Origin of the sequence: Paenibacillus sp. UMB7766-LJ446 (assembly GCF_030226665.1) — a bacterium.
GTDB classification, from domain to species: Bacteria; Bacillota; Bacilli; order Paenibacillales; family Paenibacillaceae; genus Paenibacillus; species Paenibacillus vandeheii.
Map to the genome: position 1 here is coordinate 188,263 of NZ_JASOYM010000012.1, position 18,732 is coordinate 206,994.

Annotated in this window: 13 protein-coding genes and 1 pseudogene; 1 reads left to right on the top strand and 13 read right to left on the bottom strand. The window is 39.9% G+C overall.

Going from position 1 to position 18,732, the window contains the following annotated elements; genetic code table 11:
- Positions 1-7: 7 nt before the first annotated feature.
- The 6 genes from trmFO to QP794_RS25565 all read right to left on the bottom strand — a co-directional run bounded on the left by trmFO (position 8) and on the right by QP794_RS25565 (position 7,835).
- Positions 8-1,345, bottom strand: coding sequence for an FADH(2)-oxidizing methylenetetrahydrofolate--tRNA-(uracil(54)-C(5))-methyltransferase TrmFO (trmFO, locus tag QP794_RS25540; protein ID WP_285079543.1), 1,338 nt, complete (start codon positions 1,343-1,345; stop codon positions 8-10).
- A gap of 29 nt (positions 1,346-1,374) precedes the next feature.
- The gene (topA, locus tag QP794_RS25545) at positions 1,375-3,465 is read right to left on the bottom strand and encodes a type I DNA topoisomerase (protein WP_079346980.1); all 2,091 of its coding nucleotides are present in this window, start codon (positions 3,463-3,465) and stop codon (positions 1,375-1,377) included.
- Between the two features lie 120 nt (positions 3,466-3,585).
- Entirely contained in the window at positions 3,586-4,716 is a 1,131-nt protein-coding gene (dprA, locus tag QP794_RS25550; protein ID WP_285079544.1) for a DNA-processing protein DprA, read from the bottom strand.
- Between the two features lie 244 nt (positions 4,717-4,960).
- The gene (gene sucD / locus QP794_RS25555) at positions 4,961-5,890 is read right to left on the bottom strand and encodes a succinate--CoA ligase subunit alpha (protein ID WP_024630202.1); all 930 of its coding nucleotides are present in this window, start codon (positions 5,888-5,890) and stop codon (positions 4,961-4,963) included.
- Positions 5,891-5,969: 79 nt separating this feature from the next.
- Positions 5,970-7,130: an ADP-forming succinate--CoA ligase subunit beta gene (sucC, locus tag QP794_RS25560; RefSeq protein WP_024630201.1), complete on the bottom strand. Its 1,161-nt coding sequence runs from the start codon at positions 7,128-7,130 to the stop codon at positions 5,970-5,972.
- Positions 7,131-7,379: 249 nt separating this feature from the next.
- Complete coding sequence (locus QP794_RS25565; RefSeq protein WP_285079546.1) at positions 7,380-7,835, bottom strand: MarR family winged helix-turn-helix transcriptional regulator; 456 nt, start codon at positions 7,833-7,835, stop codon at positions 7,380-7,382.
- Positions 7,836-8,361: 526 nt separating this feature from the next.
- On the opposite strand from QP794_RS25565, the pseudogene QP794_RS25570 reads away from it, so the two are divergent.
- A pseudogene (locus tag QP794_RS25570) lies at positions 8,362-9,288 on the top strand (YifB family Mg chelatase-like AAA ATPase); the annotation flags it as partial.
- Between the two features lie 196 nt (positions 9,289-9,484).
- On the opposite strand, the gene QP794_RS25575 reads toward QP794_RS25570, so the two are convergent.
- The 7 genes from QP794_RS25575 to QP794_RS25605 all read right to left on the bottom strand — a co-directional run bounded on the left by QP794_RS25575 (position 9,485) and on the right by QP794_RS25605 (position 18,522).
- A complete protein-coding gene (locus QP794_RS25575; protein WP_285079547.1) occupies positions 9,485-9,946 on the bottom strand; it encodes a hypothetical protein in 462 nt (153 codons plus the stop codon).
- Positions 9,947-10,453: 507 nt separating this feature from the next.
- On the bottom strand, positions 10,454-12,253 hold the full coding sequence (locus QP794_RS25580) for a recombinase family protein (protein ID WP_285079549.1): 1,800 nt from the start codon (positions 12,251-12,253) through the stop codon (positions 10,454-10,456).
- A gap of 534 nt (positions 12,254-12,787) precedes the next feature.
- Positions 12,788-13,003 (bottom strand): protein-tyrosine phosphatase family protein, encoded by a 216-nt coding sequence (locus QP794_RS25585; protein ID WP_285079551.1) that lies wholly within the window; start codon positions 13,001-13,003, stop codon positions 12,788-12,790.
- Between the two features lie 59 nt (positions 13,004-13,062).
- On the bottom strand, positions 13,063-14,667 hold the full coding sequence (locus QP794_RS25590) for a DUF2326 domain-containing protein (RefSeq protein ID WP_285079553.1): 1,605 nt from the start codon (positions 14,665-14,667) through the stop codon (positions 13,063-13,065).
- Positions 14,645-14,884, bottom strand: a complete 240-nt coding sequence (locus tag QP794_RS25595; RefSeq protein ID WP_285079555.1) for an ABC-three component system middle component 7 — start codon at positions 14,882-14,884, stop codon at positions 14,645-14,647. The genes QP794_RS25590 and QP794_RS25595 overlap by 23 nt, the downstream gene beginning before the upstream one ends.
- The gene (locus tag QP794_RS25600; protein WP_285079556.1) at positions 14,881-15,645 is read right to left on the bottom strand and encodes an ABC-three component system protein; all 765 of its coding nucleotides are present in this window, start codon (positions 15,643-15,645) and stop codon (positions 14,881-14,883) included. The genes QP794_RS25595 and QP794_RS25600 overlap by 4 nt, the downstream gene beginning before the upstream one ends.
- 36 nt (positions 15,646-15,681) lie before the next feature.
- Positions 15,682-18,522, bottom strand: coding sequence for a UvrD-helicase domain-containing protein (locus tag QP794_RS25605; protein WP_285079557.1), 2,841 nt, complete (start codon positions 18,520-18,522; stop codon positions 15,682-15,684).
- Between the last annotated feature and the right edge of the window lie 210 nt (positions 18,523-18,732).

Consider the following 18,732-nt stretch of genomic DNA (forward strand, 5'->3'; position numbering starts at 1 on the left):
GATTAATTTACACGCGTTCTGGAACGATTAGACCTTCTGCTGCTGCAAAACGAGCAATGCCATCCAGTGCACGCTGTGCAAGTGCTTCATTTTTTTCCTTTTTGTTACGTATTTTGGTTTCCAGCTTCGGCAGTAATCCAAAGTTTGCATTCATTGGCTGGAAGTGTTTGAAATCAGCTGTTGTAATATACTGTGCCATACTGCCCAGCGTTGTCTCCACCGGCAATACGACCAGTTCCTGTCCAAGGGCTGCTTTGGCTGCATTCATACCCGCGATTAAACCGGATGCCGCAGACTCTACATAACCTTCTACTCCTGTCATCTGACCTGCAAAGAACAGGTTTGGACGCTCTTTGAACTGATACGTTGGACGAAGCAGTTTGGGAGAATTAATAAATGTATTACGGTGCATTACGCCATAACGGACGAATTCCGCATTTTCAAGTCCAGGGATCAAAGAAAAGACACGTTTTTGCTCTCCCCATTTCAGATGCGTCTGGAATCCCACCAGATTATAAAGCGTTCCTGCTGCATTGTCCTGTCTAAGCTGAACAACAGCATGTGGCAGTTCTCCAGTATGCGGATTGACGAGTCCTACAGGTTTCATCGGACCAAACAAAGCCGTTTGCTTACCACGCTTCATCATGACTTCAATCGGCATACAGCCTTCGAAGTAAATTTCTTTCTCAAACTCTTTTAGTTGAGCAACTTCCGCTGTGATCAATGCTTCATAGAACACATCGAATTCCTCTTCTGTCATTGGACAGTTCAAGTATGCTGCTTCGCCTTTATCATAACGTGAAGCTAGATAGACCTTGTTCATATCAATGGAATCTTTTTCGATAATCGGCGCAGCCGCATCATAGAAGTAGAAGTATTCCTCACCCATAAGGGCTTTGATTTGCTCGGACAACGCTGGCGAAGTCAATGGTCCGGTTGCAACAACTATGATTCCGTCTTCTGGCAAAGAAGTCAGCTCTTCATTGACAACCTCAATGAGCGGATGCTGATGAAGCGTAGATGTGATTTCGCCTGAGAATCCGTCCCGGTCCACAGCAAGTGCCCCACCTGCTGGAACGGCATGACGGTCTGCTGCACCCAAGACTAGAGAATTAAGCATTCTCATTTCTTCCTTCAATACACCGACTGCATTGGTCAAGCCATTGGCACGAAGCGAGTTGCTGCATACCAGTTCTGCAAATTTATCTGTATGGTGAGCCGGCGTTTTCACAACCGGTCTCATCTCGTATAGTTTTACGGGAACACCACGACTTGCGATCTGCCAAGCTGCTTCTGTTCCTGCCAACCCGGCACCAATAACGGTTACTTGTTGTTCATTATTCAAAATCATTTACCCCCATTATGCTAATCCGCTCATTCTTCTTCCGGTTCCTCTACCGGCTCTTGATGATCACATGAAGTACACTGCAATCGTGTTCCCTGTTTGTTCCGTTTCTCAATCATTAGTGATCCACAACTTGGACATGGTTTCGCCGATGGTTTATCCCATGATACAAAATCACACTCAGGATACTTGTCGCAACCATAGAAAATACGTCCCTTTTTACTGCGGCGTTCAACAACATGCCCTTCCTTACACTTCGGACAGGTTACACCAATATCCTTGATAATCGGTTTGGTATTACGGCAATCCGGGAACCCGGAACATGCAAGAAACTTGCCGAAACGACCCAGCTTATAAACAAGCGGTTTGCCGCACTTCTCACATATTTCATCCGATACTTCATCTTCAATCTCGATTTCCTTCATTTCTTCTTCTGCAAACTCTAAACGTTTCTCAAAAGATTCGTAGAATTCTGCGAGTACCTTGACCCAATCCTCCGACCCTTCCTCCACATGGTCAAGATCACCTTCCATGTTCGCGGTGAACTCTACATTCAGGATCTCCGGGAAAAACTCCTCCATCTGTTCGATAACCAGTTCGCCCAGTTCAGTTGGCATGAATTTCTTCTCTTCAATTGCAACATATCCGCGCTTCTGAATGGTCTCCAGCGTTGGCGCATATGTACTCGGACGCCCTATGCCCAGTTCCTCAAGCGTTTTAACCAGCCTTGCTTCCGTATAACGTGGTGGCGGCTGTGTAAAGTGCTGTTTCGGCTCAATCTCCCGATTCTCCAGTACATCTCCATTTTTCAGCGGAGGCAGCAGACGATCTTCTTCCGTTGTACCATCATCATTACCTTCTACATACACCTTCATGAATCCCTGGAAACGAACCTTGGAACCCGCTGCCCGGAAAATCGTATCACCTGCAGCAATGTCCACGGATAGTGTATCCAGAACAGCAGATGACATCTGGCTCGCTATAAAACGTTCCCAAACCAGTTTGTACAACCGGAATTGATCACGGCTCATAAACGATTTAATTGAATCGGGATCACGCAAAATGGAAGTTGGACGAATCGCTTCATGCGCGTCTTGAGCATTGGCTGCTTTTTTGGAATAGTTTCTAGGCGTCTCAGGTGCAAATGGCTCACCGTACTTGCCAACAATGTATTCCTTGGCTTCTTCCTGAGCCGATGCTGCAATTCGGGTAGAGTCTGTACGCATATACGTAATGAGACCGACTGTGCCTTCTTTTCCGAGGTCTACCCCTTCATACAGCTGTTGGGCAACCGACATCGTCTTGGAAGCTCTGAAATTCAATTTACGTGCGGCTTCCTGCTGCAAGGAACTCGTTGTAAACGGAGCAGAAGGATTACGGCTGCGTTCTTTTTCTTTAACTTCTTTGACTGTAAAAGAAGCTCCCTCGATTTGTTTTAAGATGGCCTGTACTTCTGCCTCACTGCCAAGTTCGGTTTTGGTACCGTTCAACTGATGGAACTTGGCTTCAAACGGATTTCCGTCCGCTGTAAGTTTGGCAGTAATGCTCCAGTACTCTTCCGGTTCAAAATCATTAATTTCATTTTCACGATCCAAAATGATTTTGACGGCCACGGACTGTACGCGGCCAGCGGATAATCCTTTTTTGACTTTCTTCCATAATAACGGACTAATTTTATATCCTACAAGCCGATCCAGAATACGTCTCGCCTGCTGCGCGTTAACCAGATCCATATTGATTTTGCGCGGCGTTTTGAACGCATCTTTGACAGCCTGTTTCGTAATTTCATTAAATACAACCCGGCAATCCGCGGTTTCGTCCAGTTCAAGTGCATGGGCCAAATGCCATGCAATAGCCTCACCTTCGCGATCCGGGTCAGCTGCGAGATACACTTTTTTCACTTTCTTACGTGCATCCTTCAGTTCTTTCAAAATTGAACCTTTGCCGCGGATCGTAATATATTTCGGATTAAAATCATTCTCTACCTCAACGCCGATCTGACTCTTTGGCAAATCGCGTACATGTCCCATCGAAGCTTTCACGATGAACTTGCTGCCTAAATATTTGCCGATCGTCTTCGCCTTTGAGGGCGACTCAACGATTACGAGTGCATCCGCCATAGGTTCATCCTCCTCTCAGTCATGAAACTGCTGCTTGTTTTTATGATTCTCACTTCATTAGCAGCATGACTAACTTCCGCTAATAATCTATTTTCACATGCTGCCTTAATTGCAGCATCGTCATACCCTTGCGTATTTGGTTCCAGGTAATTGGCTAATCTGCTTTTTTATGATTAAAGATAACAGAACTGAATGCAAATGTCCAAAATCCCAGTTGAGCTGTTCAACAAGTTGATCCAGGGATTGCTCTTCCCGCTCCAGCAAATAAATAACACGTTGTTCATCTAAAGATAGTTTTACGACAGGGAATATTCCTTGATTGGAAGTTTCACTGCTTTCCGTTGAACGTCCTCTATTGTAAGGAAGTTGCTCCGTATTTGGCAAGTCCAATTGAAACTCTTCCAATAAATCTGTGGCACAGGTCACCAATTTTGCGCCCTGACGAATCAGATTATGCGAACCTCGACTTTTGGGAGATGTTATGGGACCTGGAACAGCAAACACGTCTCTTCCAGCTTCAAGCGCAGCATCTGCAGTAATAAGTGATCCACTTCGGATATCAGCCTCAACGACCAACGTACCCAAAGTTAACCCTGCAATGATCCGATTACGTTCCGGAAACAATCCCTGACGTGCACGCGTACCCGGAGGATATTCTGACAAGAGCAGCCCTGTTTCGGCAATTCGTTCAGCAAGACTGGTGTTTTCGGGAGGATAAATGTTGTCAATTCCTGTCCCAAATACCGCAATGGTCTTACCATGTGCACGAAGAGCCGCATCGTGACAAACACTATCTATTCCTCTCGCTAACCCACTTACAATGGTCAGACCCGCCTTGCATAATTGCTCCGCCAGTTTCTCACCAATTTTGCGTCCGTATACTGTGGGCATGCGGGTTCCTACCATTGCAATGGATTGCGTGTGCAGCAGTTTCATATCTCCACGCCCGTACATGACCCAGGGTGGCTGAACGGTTTCCTTCATTAATATGGGATAATCCTGATCCAGATAGGTAACGATCTCAATTCCAAGTTTATAAACACTCTCTTGTTTCTGCTCAATCCAGTCCATATTGAATTGTTTGGTTAGACGGGCAGCCTGATCCTTGCGTAATCCCGCAGCAATCCAATCTCCCTCTTTATAGTCCAACAAATCCATCAGTTGATCTTGTCCTGAGAGCAGTTTGGAGATTGTTTTCTTACCAATACCGTCCGTTTCATGCAGTCCAATCAAAATCCATCTTTCTTCCATATCAAAAACCTCCCATATCGGGAAGAAAATCTTCCCTCATATTGTGTGTTATGTGACAACGGAATGCAAGCGTTTACTCTCGCAGGCAAACAATCACTCTCTTTTTCACCCGGTAAAAAACGCAAAAAAGCAACCCTTCGCCCTGTTCAGGACAAAAGGTTGCTTACCTTTTCCGTATGATCAATAGTCGGTTCACCAGAAAATTATATTCCTGAGCCGTTTCTTCTATTATAACGGAAAAGAATTAATGTGTCGTGCACAAATTCAGAATACCGCGTTCTTCAAGTACGCTCACAAGAGTCGAGCCCATTTCAGCTGGCGTTGGAGCAACTTTGATTCCGCAAGATTCCAGTTTCGCAATTTTTTCTTTGGCTGTACCTTTACCACCAGAGATGATTGCGCCTGCATGACCCATGCGTTTCCCTGGAGGCGCAGTAACACCACCAATGAAGCCAACTACCGGTTTGGTCATGTTATCGCGTACCCATTCTGCCGCATCTTCTTCAGCCGTACCACCGATTTCACCGATCATGATGACCGCATGTGTCTGCGGATCTTCATTGAACCGTTTCAGGATATCAATGAACTCGGAGCCTTTAACCGGGTCGCCCCCGATTCCCACAGCAGAAGATTGTCCAATTCCACGTGCAGACAATTGATGAACAGCTTCATACGTGAGTGTTCCACTACGGGATACCACGCCAACATGACCAGGCATATGAATATAACCTGGCATGATGCCGATTTTGCATTCGCCTGGTGTAATAACGCCTGGACAGTTTGGTCCGATCAGAACGGTATCTTTGCCTTCCATGAAACGGTCAACCTTGACCATATCAAGTACCGGGATACCTTCGGTAATACAGATCACGAGATCCAGCTCTGCGTCCACAGCTTCCATGATGGAATCCGCTGCAAATGCCGGAGGAACGTAGATGACGCTCGCTGTTGCGCCAGTAGCTTCCTTCGCTTCCTGTACTGTATTAAACACCGGGAGACTGACTACTTTGCCATCTTCCAGCGTGATATCAACATTGGTTCCGCCTTTACCCGGTGTAACGCCGCCTACCATCTGGGTTCCGTAGTCCAATGCGCCCTTCGTGTGGAACATTCCCGTTGAACCCGTAATGCCTTGCGTAATGACTTTTGTATTTTTATCAATCAAAATACTCACGTTGCTTCACATCCTTACGGTTATTTTTCAAGTGCCGGACAGCTCCGGAACTAAGGCAGCAATTTGCCCAGGAATGAACTTATTTTACGAGGGCAACAATTTTCTGTGCACCATCGGCCATGGAATCAGCAGGAACGATATTTAGGCCGGATTCACCCAAAATGCGTTTACCAAGTTCCACGTTAGTTCCTTCAAGACGAACAACCAGCGGTTTAGTCAGGCCAAGCTGCTTCGCGGCTTCAACAACACCATTGGCAATGACATCACAACGCATAATGCCGCCAAAAATATTAACGAAGATACCCGCCACTTTGGCGTCAGACAAAATGATTTTGAAAGCTTCGGTCACTTTCTCTGTTGTCGCACCGCCCCCAACATCGAGGAAGTTGGCCGGGTCGCCGCCATAGTATTTGATGATATCCATCGTCGCCATCGCAAGTCCCGCACCATTAACCATACAGCCGATGTTGCCATCAAGTGCTATGTAGCTCAGGTCGTATTTGGAAGCTTCGATTTCTTTTTCGTCTTCTTCATCCAGGTCGCGCAGTTCCAGAATATCTTTGTGACGGAACAAGGCGTTGGAATCAAAATTCAATTTTGCATCCAGCGCGATAACGTTTCCATCTCCGGTAACAACGAGTGGATTAATTTCGGCAATGGAGCAATCTTTTTCGACAAATGCTGTGTACAACGCAAGCATAAACTTAACCGCTTTGTTCACCAACTCATTCGGAATACGAATGCTGTACGCCAGTTTACGTGCCTGAAACACTTGCAATCCAATTGCAGGGTCAATAATTTCCTTGAAAATTTTCTCAGGTGTAGCTTCAGCTACTTCTTCGATCTCTGTACCGCCTTCTTCGGAAGCCATCATCACGACGCGGCCTGTGGCACGGTCCACAACAACACCCACATAATACTCTTTGCGGATATCGCATCCTTCTTCAATCAGAAGACGCTTCACTTCTTTGCCTTCAGGTCCAGTTTGGTGTGTTACCAATACTTTTCCCAAAATTTCGGATGCGTAAGCACGAACTTCGTCGATACTTTTCGCTACTTTCACGCCGCCGGCTTTCCCCCGGCCACCTGCATGAATTTGCGCTTTGACTACAGTCACCGGACTGCCCAGTGCCTCTGCGGCCGCAACCGCTTCATCGACTGTATAAGCAACCTTTCCGTTTGGAACGGTGACTCCATACTGTTTCAGTACTTCTTTTCCTTGATATTCATGGATATTCATTCTCGAATCCTCCTATCAACATGACTGCAACAAGGCGGGTTGGTAGACTAACAAAAGACAAATGTTGACTATTTTCACTTAAACCCAATTCATTGTAACATGTTTTTAAAACGCTTTCCTTAAAAAAGTAATGGTTAATAGACAGTATTTTGATATGAGTATGATCCCATATTGTGAATGCTTGGATATTAATGGAAAAAACCTCAGCTAATAAGCCAAGGTTTCTTGATAATAATACGACGATGCATTTTATTTTCTGGCTTCTTTGGTGTTCGTCTGATGGACTTTCTCCAGAAGGCCCTTGAACTGTCCCAGTAAAGATTCAAACTCTGAACTGTTCAGACATGCATCTTCCTGGATCGCTTCAGGTATAGACAAAGCTTTATAGCGAAGTTCCCGCCCGGCGTCTGTAAGTGTAATCAATACTTTTCGTTCATCCTGGACTGAACGTTCGCGATGAATAAGTCCTGCTGACTGTAAACGTTTCAGAAGTGGTGTCAGTGTCCCTGAATCGAGGTAAAGCGCCTCTCCGATTTCCTTAACCGTACATTCTTCACGTTCCCACAACACCATCAAGACCAGGTATTGAGAATAGGTTACACCCAGTACCTCAAGATAAGGCTGGTACATCTTCGTAATTTCACGTGAACAAGCGTATATGGCAAAGCATAATTGGTTATCCAGCTTCAAACTTTCATTCTGCATATATCTGTCTCACCTACCTATTGTGCTATTGAGCATTCTATATTCCTTATAATAGAGGTTGCCCCCTGTTATAACCGCAAGAATTTGCGAATATAAGGAACCTCCATCTATCTTATCATAAATTAGAAAAAAAACAGAATAATTGAGCACAAATGATTTCACCATTCTATTTAATAGTGTTAAATTTAATTGCCTAAAATATAATAACAGGTATAGATATAATCAAATATATAACCACATAACCAAAAATTCTTGATACGTTGAACAGCTCACCCATCTTCTACTTACGCCTCCATAACAGCGCGATATTGATTCAGAAGTGAATATTTTTTATTCTGCGGGAAACTTCATGCGGAAATCTATATACAATCCAAAGTAAGGGATAGATAAACCGTACTATGACGAGACGGGTTGACGCCCTGATTTCTTTTATATAAAATGCTTGTTAGAAGCTGAGGAAGCACCTTGATTCGTAGACTGGCCCGTACTATGCGCGCCAAGGACGAAGTGAGGTGTTTCTTGTATTATGTATGGAAAACTGCATAGTGCCTGTTTATATGGAATTGACGGAGTATTAATTGAAGTGGAAACAGATTTGTCGAATGGTTTACCCCAGACGTCTATTATCGGATTGCCGGATTCGGCTATTCGTGAAGCGGTTGAACGCGTTCGTGCGGCTATAAAAAACTGTGGCTATCAGTATCCGTTACAACGGATTACGATTAATTTGGCCCCTGCGGATCTGCGAAAGGAAGGAGCTTCCTTTGATCTCGCCATTGCTGTTGGTTTACTTATGACAAGTGGTCAACTGGTACTTCCTGTACAGGAACGGACATTAGTGGTGGGTGAACTGGCATTGGACGGTTCAGTGAGATCTGTTCCTGGCATTTTATCCATGGTGGATTTGGCAAAACGGCAAGGCTTTACTTCCGTTCTTCTTCCCGCTGATAATTTGGAAGAGGCTTCACTGATTCGAGGTATTCAAGTATATGGCGTTCGTCATTTGCAAGATATCGTACCAAAGAGCGTAACCGCTGCAAAGAGCACGAAAGAAACGATACCAAATAAGGGGCCTGTGGTTATAAAAGACTACGCTCACCTTTCTGTTCGAATTCCAGATCACGAAAATTTGAATAACCACGAGCGCTCGAAACACACTTCATTCCTGGAGGATGATTATAGTGATGTGTTAGGACAGCATCATGTGAAACGAGCACTCATGATTGCCGCAGCAGGTATGCACAATATTTTGCTAGTTGGCCCACCAGGAACAGGGAAAACCATGTTAATTAAACGGCTGCCTACGATTCTTCCCCCATTATCCGAAGACGAAGCGCTGGAAGTAACCAAAGTGCTAAGTGCCGCAGGCAAGCTTAAGGAAACCTCTCGCGGACTGGTTGCAGACAGGCCTTTTCGTTCACCACATCATACGATCTCCACCCATACAGTAATATAAAGGGGGGGGATTTTGCTCACCCCTTTATTTTACTTTTACTTCATACCACATTATTTAGTGGTTTGTTTACCTTCATAGTGGCAAGATTTTCAATACTAAGAAACAGGATGCATAAAAACAAACAAGGCTGCCAATTCCGGCAACCTTTACATTAAACTATGGGAACCCATTAGGTAATCACCACGGCAATTTTTTATTGAATAGCTTCAGCTTCAACCTCATCAGTTTCTTCTTCGAGATCGTCATTCTCTTCTTCGTCATCACCTATATAATTGTAATTATAATTAGCGGTATCCAGTGTCAATCTAGCGTTAACATCACAAGAGAAGCTAACATTTTCTCCCTCATAAATTCCATAGTTTGGAAAGTCATGATCATAACAAAATGTACCTTGAAGCTGCTCTAACGGTTCAAGTTCTGTAATATGACCTGCCATCAGCGTATTCAGGTTATCTAGAAGCAGCGTAACATGTTCTTCGTTTTCATCAGATAGCTCGGTTATTTCATAATCATATACAGGTGAGTAATCACCCTCAATTAAACGTTCATCCCATTGACCAGCATCCTCTGTTTGTTCATAAAAATACCTGTTCGATTCATCCTCAAGAATTGGCTCTAGGTTATTAAGTAGATGCACCTTTATCTCAGCGATCATGGATTCTTTGTTTCTTTTATATAAAGCCGAAAAGCTGCGTTTGTTTTGATCGGTTGATACATCAAATAAATTGTCTGTATATTGGGCGATACTTGGATTACGTAAAACCTTTCAAACTTTCTAGATACAGCAAACTCCATAATCAATGGAGATTCTGAATTGGTAAAATTACTTAAGGATGAAAAAAGACTTGCTAATCAACTCGATGCTATTGATCATTTGAGAATATCCTTAACTTAAACAAGAACCTATTAGGGATCTTGCTTATGTTTCGGCAATCTGGGGACGCCCCTTTATGTGCAGTAACATAAAGGGGAAACACTATTTTTTATCTTTAGTATGCTTTAAGGCGATACAATCGAGCAAAGAGGCATTCCAAGAGCAAAGGAGAACCATTATATTGGTTCTCCTTATTATTCACCTTTTTTCTTGATTGAGCTTGAATCGTGTGGTTGTTTCCTCACTTAAAGGACATTATTATGCAGCTTCACGAACTTTTCCATCTCTTTATAGCCGTTCACCCGCAATCATTTTCAGAGCTTGATTGAATTCTGTTTTCATTTTTTCGTCCATGCTATTGGTGTCATAACCCTCTGGAATATTAGCTGAACTTCCACCAAAAGGTTTTAAGAAGATATCCTTTAATAGTTGTGAGAAGGGGACATCCATATAGTTCCATAACACTCGGATATTCTTTTCGGAAGCAGTAAGGGTTACAATTTCGATTTTGGAGATGAGCCTTCTTAGGATGTTGTTTGTTAAGTCCTCCGTGTCGATTTGAATTAATGCCCTCATAAAAGCTTGGTGCCTTAATTTGATTTGTTCGATTTCAACATCCAAGTAATTCAATCGATCATGTTCTTTTTTCAAATTTAAAAGCTTTTCTTTTACTTGCACATTAAACGTATGAAACTGATCGTCCGACAGAATACCCTTGGAAACAAGTCTAAGATTAGTTTGTATCTCTTCATTCTTTTCTGCCATTTGTTTTTCCAAGTGTTGAAGCCTTTCTGGAATATTTTCTTCATGATAATACAGCGAAATATAACTTTCTAAAAGTGCATCAAATTTGAGGTGATTCTTCTTTTCAAACTCGATTTTCTCTTTGATAAAATTTATCATCGCCACTTCCGGTATGGCGCTTCGATAGGCGCACCGTGTTTTGCCGTACATATCGTTGATCGCACAGCACCATTCATAACCAAGTTCTTTGGAACTCCCGTCTTTTCGCACATATGTTTTCCTCTTTTTGCGTTTTAAACCCGTCCCACAATGATTGCAATATAATAGATTGCTAAATAAATGAACGGTACTGTATCGAGTTTTTGAGCGATGCAGCTGACGTTTAAGTGTAGTTTCGATTTCTCCGTCGTCATTCACCGTTTTCATCTCAACAAAAGAAACCCTTCCAAACATTTCCTTACGCTTCCTTCTTGCAATTTGAACAAGTTGAAAGAACTCGGGCTCTATAATTTTTAAATGTTCGAATTTGTGTACGATTTGTTCCTCCTTAGGAATCAACTTTTGAAGTTGACGATTGATATCAATGGTTTGTTTTGTGTGTGTCGTTTGAATACCTGTGTAAATTCTGTTATCTAGCATCGTTGATAACTGTTTTTGCGACCACTGTCGTCCTTTTTTGGTTGGAATGGCATCTTTGTTTAACGTTCTACAGATTCTACCCGTACCAAATCCTTCGTGGTAATACTGATGATAAATCCGTTTTATGACTTCTGATTCGACTTCGTTGATTGCAAGAAATCCCTCTTTTATGTCGTAGCCATACGGAGGCGTTCCCGTGGTCCATTTCCCCTGCCTCTGGGCTTTGCGAACACCAAACTGTGTAATGTAAGAACGGTTATTGGATTCTTCCTGAGCAAGTGCCGCAAATAGATTTATCATGAACTCTTTTGAATTATCGAGCGAGTTTATTTTCAAGTCTAAGAAAAAGACGCCGATTCCTAGTTCCTTTAAATCCTTAACCGCTTTGGCTGTATCCTCTACGTTACGCCCAAATCTCGAAACGGATTTGGTGACGATGAGGTCAAACTTCCCTGCTTTCGCTTCTTTCATCATTTGTTTGAAAGCCTGGCGTTTGCGTAAATTCTTCCCTGATATACCTTCATCCGCAAAGACACTTTGAAGCACTTCGCTATCTCCATTTTTTCGACATAATACGCCACAATCGCTTTTTTCATAATTTTGCTCAATAAAATACTCATTAAAGAAGCTTAATTGATTACCAAGTGAGTTCAACTGATCATCAGAATCGGTCGATACTCGTGCATAAGCTACTGTAAATGTCATCGTTTCACTTCCCTTTCCTTATGTGAGGTAGGCTTGTAACAATCGCCACATCATATCAAGAGGTTTTTTTTTTCGTCAAAGGTCAGGAGAGTGAGAAAAAACAAAGTATAATGATAGGAAAATAAATTTGTTGTTAAATAATGAAGCTACATGGTTAATTTCAAGACACTTGATGAGAACCAAGTAAATCACCATTATTTAGATACTCACTTATATAGAATTTAATCTTTGAACTGCCTGTTTCAGATATCCCATGTTTCGAGCAACTCAATATCCCCGCTTGTTGTTTCCCATTGAATATAACAAGACCATTTTGATTTTCTTTTTGTATGTTCTGAAACATATATAAATATTTCCATTACGTAATACTGACAATAAACTGAAAATTGTTTTCAATAATATGATTCCAATCAACAGCAACAAATCAAAAAAACACAATGCCTAATTTCGCATTGTGCTTATTTGATTAAATACATTAGTTGTCTGTGTACCTAGCAATCAACTGCTAGGAAGATATTGTGCACAAATGTGAGGTTACTTACTCAAGTACATGCTCTCCAATAAGTCCTTTTGCATTGGTTTAATATTGATGATACTTCTGATGCTTTTTGCCTTTATTTCAGCATCCTCAAACGTATTTGCCAACCCTAGCTCTAACAATATCCCGGCTGCAACGGTACCCGTTCTTCCCTTGCCTCCTCCACAGTGAAAGGCAACTTTCTTGCCGACGTTATAACTGATTACACACAAAAAAGTAACCCGCTAGTTTCGTCAGGTTACTCTTTCTATAGTTTATGCTGTTAACGAGCCTAACCTCTCCAATCTTTTATAAACAACAATTTATTAGTACCTAATGATATGACCTTTTGCCTTTCTATCACAGCACGAATATCCTTAGAGTATTTATTTACTGAATCAATCGCAATAAAAATCTGTTTATCCAGATGACTATTATAATTTAGTATAAAATTTTCTACTACATCATCTTCAATGTTTGTAAAAAGAATGGAATCATGAATCAGGATTGGGATAGTAGTTAGTTCAAGCACAGCCAAATCCAATATAATTAAGTTTGTATATGCCTTTCCTGTCCCTGTATTATCAGGGATCTGATAACTATAATCGCTTTCAGATATCAATAATATAGGGGAATGTCTCCGATGATTGTGAATTTGATTATTGATTATGTTAATACGATCATTTAATAATTTATTTACTTTTTGAATACTTTTGGTTTTACTTTCGCTTATATTAAGTTCCTTGCCTTCAATGTTACTTTTTATAGTTTGAGCTTCAGAATACATATTATTCTCTACTTCAATGTTCTTAAGCCTTGTTGTTAAATTGATTAATCGCTCGATTAAATGACTTAAATGATCATTATTACTAAGGAGACCACTCATTGTTTGATCAGTTTCTCTTATTTGATCATTAATAAATGAGATTTTCATTTCCAACTGTTTCTTTTCATTTTTTATTTCTCTCTGGAGAATATTTGAAATTTTATAATGAAAATTATCAATTGTCCTTAATCTGTCTAAATTAACATCAGGGAAAAATTCAACTAACTTTTCAAATTTTTGATTAGTATGCTTAACTTTTAGATTTTTATTGAGTCTATTCAATTGGGCTTTGAAATAGTCCCTCTCTTCAAGCATACGGTTCTTTTCATTTTGTAATTTGAATACTTCTTCTGTAACCTTCTCACGAAGATTAAGCGTTTCTTGAAATAAGTTATTTTGAATTGTGGTGATTTCTTCTTCTATTTGGGACTTTTCTTTCAAATTTCTTTCATACTTTGATTTAGTGATTTTAGGAAGAAATTCAAATTTACTCGCCTTATTGAGTGTCGTACGGGATTCTCTAAGAACTTTTAAAACCTTTACATCTTCAATAACATGGTCATATTCATTGAAAACCAACAGAATTCTTTCGACGGTATCCGCATTTTTTTCCTTAGGAAATGTATGCAATGGTCTTTTAACATCCAAATTAAATTTGCCCCAAATCCTTGAAAATAAGCTGACAGCTGAGCGAAAATTCAAATGATTTGATGATAATGCGTATTTTTCTTTCAAAAAGAACAAGTATTCTTTTATTGGCATTGGTCTAACAATCTGAAAATAACTATCGCATAAATAAACTTCCTTATGTAACTCCGTTCCTCTTTGAAAATAAAATAATTCACCACTAAATGAAAGAATAAATTGAAAATGATGATGCCCAAGTTCTTTTACTGTATCACTATTATGATCAATGTATGAGTTTCCACCAAATACGAAATCTATAATCATAAGCAAAGATGACTTCCCTACTGAATTGGAACCTTGACTATCACCTAATACCACATTCAATCCAGCATGAAATTTAATTACCGGCTCTCTAAATACGCTACAGCGAATTTCTTTCAACATATTCCAATCCTCCAGTATCTAAATCTACATTAATCACGTCTAAAATAAATAATGCTTCTATTGTATAGATAAACTCTTCAACCCCATCAAATATCTCCTGTAACTCATAAAACAACTTTTCTACACTGTTATCATTATTCCGGAGCGACTCAAGAACTGGGATCATTTTTCCGATAATAGACTCCTCGTAATTAACAACTTTATTTGGAACAATCATGAAAGCACCTCACAATTCTGAACAAAGAAAGATACTACTATTTTACTTGCTTCCAAAGAGCTGTTTTCTGTTTTTTTACTCACCCATTCTGCCATATGTTCGTAGATATCTTCTTGTGCCTGCCCTTCCCTTTTTAATACCATATAAAATGCTTTTACTTGTGAAGCTATTGTTTCAAAGGTGTCTTCAGTTGATTTATCAAGCTCACGAAATTGATCTCTTATATATACATAATATTCCGATACATCAAACTTAATTTTCTTTTTAGTCAACTTTTGAAGTGTTGAATTTGCTTTTCTATCTACTTCTTTTGGATCATACTCAAGTTCTTCGGGCTCCAAATCCCAATCCTCTTCACTGGCTAATAAAGACAGTATGACTTTGATTTCATTTTCAATCTGATAATTGATATATTTTTTTCGTATTTCACTTTTCGCCAATAATTTTTTCTTTATAGATAACAGATTTTTATATTCCGAAACAGTTCGAGGTTGATCAAATTTCTTATGACAATCACGACATAAAGCGATGAAATTCTTTATATCATTAACATCATCACCTAATCTTTCTTCATTTTTCAATAACTCTGCTTCTTCTTTGCTTGGATTTAATGGATAAATGTGAGCACCTTCAAAAATCTTATACTGCTTACCGTCTTTAACGTACATTAACGATTTCGTACATAAAGGACAGATCCCCTCAACCTCAGAAAATAAAATTAAATTATCATTTTCAGTGAGAGCCTTTCTATTGCTCGACATAAATTTCCCCCCACTTCTTATGTTCTTTTTAAGAAATCACCTTTTTTTCGTCGTACGACAATGCGGAAAGTTTGTACATCCGTAAAATTGTACTCCATTTTTGCTCCTCCGCACCACCATGTACCCTTTACATGTTGCACAACGAACTTGATTCTTAATTATCCTTATATCGCTATATGTACGACGACATCCTGGGTAATTACTGCATCCCAAAAAAGACTTGCCGCCCTTCCCTTTTCGCTCTACAAGGGTGCCTGTATTACAGGTCAAACACTTCGGATTAGAAGCAATTGAGGTCTGACTTCCAGATAAAATAAGAGGTACCTTATAATCCTTAATCAGTTCATTCACAAATAAAGATTTTTCACGCTCTGGTACAACAATAAATAGTTCATTTTCAGTTCGTGTCAATGCGACATAAAACAAACGCCTTTCTTCCGCAAATGCTAAAGAATCAGGTGCTGTTAGTACCCATTGAAGGACAGGGTCATCTGACATACGATTCGGAAAGCCCAATACAGCATTTCGACCATTGATTACAATTACATTATGGGCTTCTAATCCTTTAGATTTATGTGCAGACATAAAACTAAGCTGAAGAGATGGATATTTCTCGGATTTTATTAGATGCTTATTCACATCTACGTTAAAGCCGTGATGACCATCCAGTTGTTTGATATCCATATTGTTTCTTCCCAACAACATGATAGTACTATTGACTCCGTATTTTTGGACAATACTTTCAATGATCGCATCAACTACATCTCCCATGTTATCTGAGAATGAATGTATTTTGATTGGCTGCGATGTTGATTTTGCGGATTTAAGTTTTTTAGTCAATTGCTTTTTATTTCGCATCACGAACTGACCGGCAATGTCTATGAGCTCTTGCGAATTTCTGTAGGTCTGTTCAATTTTCATGGTTTCATAAGCGCCAAAATATTCTCCAAATCGTGTAAACAAATCTAGATCACTACCTGCAAATCGATAAATGGACTGCCAGTCATCTCCCACACACATAACCTTTGCACCGGTTTTATCCTTAATCGCCTTCACAAGTCCAAATCTACTTTTTGAAATATCCTGGTATTCATCAATGATGATATATCTATAATTGAAATTTGATTCCAGCAAGCGAGCAATTCTGGTCGCTTCGTTAATCATATCGTTAAAATCAATTCTTCGTTCTTTAGCTATAGATGCTTGGTAAAATTCATAAATAGGACGAACAATTTCGAAAAATAATTCCGTGCGTTTACGAAGAAAAGGGTTATTTTCGGAAATTCGGTTTTCATGCTTTAAACGATCAAAATCAGTGCCGGAATACCCGCTCGATTTGAATAAATTGATAAAACTGCAAATCAGTTTTACAAACTCTTCAAACTGCTGATTATTCTGTCTCGAGCAAAGAAGCTCATACAAATCAAGTGCATTAACTTCATTAAATTCAACACCATATTCTTGTAAATTCTCACTTAGTTTTGAAAGTAAAACACCATTTTGATTGTAATAAGAAAAGGATTCAATGCATATTGTACCTTTCTCGGCATGCAGCCCTCGTTTCCAATGAACACCTTGAATATATTTCTTCTCTTCAATTCCTTTTAACCAGGGAGCCCTCATCTGCTCATTGACACCAAAATGCTCCAGATAAAGTCCATATTTAGTTAAATAAAAATCAGGTTGGTATTGTCGAAACTCTTTCGTTGCAGTGTCATACTCATAATTTTTTTCATATTCGTACTCAACCCCGTTTAAAAACAAAAAATTTGCAATCATGATTTCTTCTAAACTCTTCATCGTCTCACCTTTTAAGGTCTGGTCAGTACTATTCATACGTTGTAATTTGCTCTTTAAAGATTCAAAATCAAGTCCTCGCTGTGATTCATGATATTCACCTATCGTTTCAAATTCAGAGCGGTCGCGTGGAATGTTAAAATAAACTCCAAAAAATTGAACAATATGTTGAAGTAACACTGGTCTAGTTAAAATCTCACGGTCAAAGAAAGTTTGCACATAAGATCTAAGCTCGTCGCTTATGCTCTGTTTGACGTTAACATGTTTTGCTATGATTCCATTGCCTAGCTTATGGAATGTTTTCACATCTACATTTACATGTAGTCTATTTGAAATTCGTTCCTGCATCTCTCCAGCTGCTTTATTGGTAAATGAGATTAGAAGGATTTCCTCCGGTCTGACTTTTTTAATTTGAGTCAAGAATTTAACTTTGCCAGCGATTGTGAGTGTCTTTCCACTTCCTGCGCCAGCTAAGACTAAATTGTTATCCTCATCTGTCAGAACAGAAATTCGTTGTTGCTCATCCAGCGATTTCCCATCGATATCATCAAAAAATGCTGAATGAGTTTGAAGATTAGCTCGTATGTATTCCTGATTCCAAAAGGTAATTTGAGCATCCTTATCGCTGAATATATTTATAAATCCCTTCTGGCGCTCACTAAGCTCATCTTTACCTGCTTGACGAAAAAAACAATACACTTCTTCATATTTTTTTGCAAAATGCAGTTTCGCAGAGTTCGTTATGTAATCTTGCTTAAGCTGCTCAAGTTCACTAAGAGCATGATTAATTTTTTTGTCGTATTTTGAGTTATGTGTCTGAATAATCTGTAATTGCTCCAGCGTACTTATATAAACTTGATATGATTCTTGTTGGACATGCTCATAAAGCTGAACTATTGTCTTGTATTTAGATGTTTTTAGCACCCATTTATGTAGCTTATTAAACTCTTGTTTTATTTTTTTGTGGACTTCAAAGGGATCGCCCTTATCTAAATAAACCTTATTTTGCATATAGCGATCGATAAAACGTTTGTGTTCTTTAAGGGACATAAATGCAGTACTTTTATCAAAATCGTTCACTACTCTATTAGCTGTTTTTACGAAACCATCTAGTGACTCAAGATATGTCTGCGTAAGATTCAATAATTTGTTTATTCTCGGTTTATAAATCAGACCTTTGAGGGTTAGGAGTATATTCATGGCTAGTTCCCTTTCATATTATATGTTCTTTAAGTTTACCACACCATACAAATCAAAATAAACGACAGACCATGTCTGCCGTTCCTTATA

Excerpts from the sequence above, each read along its gene's own strand:
- sucC (WP_024630201.1), bottom strand. The coding sequence starts at position 7,130 with ATGAATATCCATGAATATCAAGGAAAAGAAGTACTGAAACAGTATGGA.
- QP794_RS25565 (WP_285079546.1), bottom strand. The coding sequence starts at position 7,835 with ATGCAGAATGAAAGTTTGAAGCTGGATAACCAATTATGCTTTGCCATA.
- QP794_RS25590 (WP_285079553.1), bottom strand. The coding sequence starts at position 14,667 with ATGTTGAAAGAAATTCGCTGTAGCGTATTTAGAGAGCCGGTAATTAAA.
- QP794_RS25575 (WP_285079547.1), bottom strand. The coding sequence starts at position 9,946 with ATGATCGCTGAGATAAAGGTGCATCTACTTAATAACCTAGAGCCAATT.
- QP794_RS25580 (WP_285079549.1), bottom strand. The coding sequence starts at position 12,253 with ATGACATTTACAGTAGCTTATGCACGAGTATCGACCGATTCTGATGAT.
- topA (WP_079346980.1), bottom strand. The coding sequence starts at position 3,465 with ATGGCGGATGCACTCGTAATCGTTGAGTCGCCCTCAAAGGCGAAGACG.
- QP794_RS25595 (WP_285079555.1), bottom strand. The coding sequence starts at position 14,884 with ATGATTGTTCCAAATAAAGTTGTTAATTACGAGGAGTCTATTATCGGA.
- QP794_RS25600 (WP_285079556.1), bottom strand. The coding sequence starts at position 15,645 with ATGTCGAGCAATAGAAAGGCTCTCACTGAAAATGATAATTTAATTTTA.
- dprA (WP_285079544.1), bottom strand. The coding sequence starts at position 4,716 with ATGGAAGAAAGATGGATTTTGATTGGACTGCATGAAACGGACGGTATT.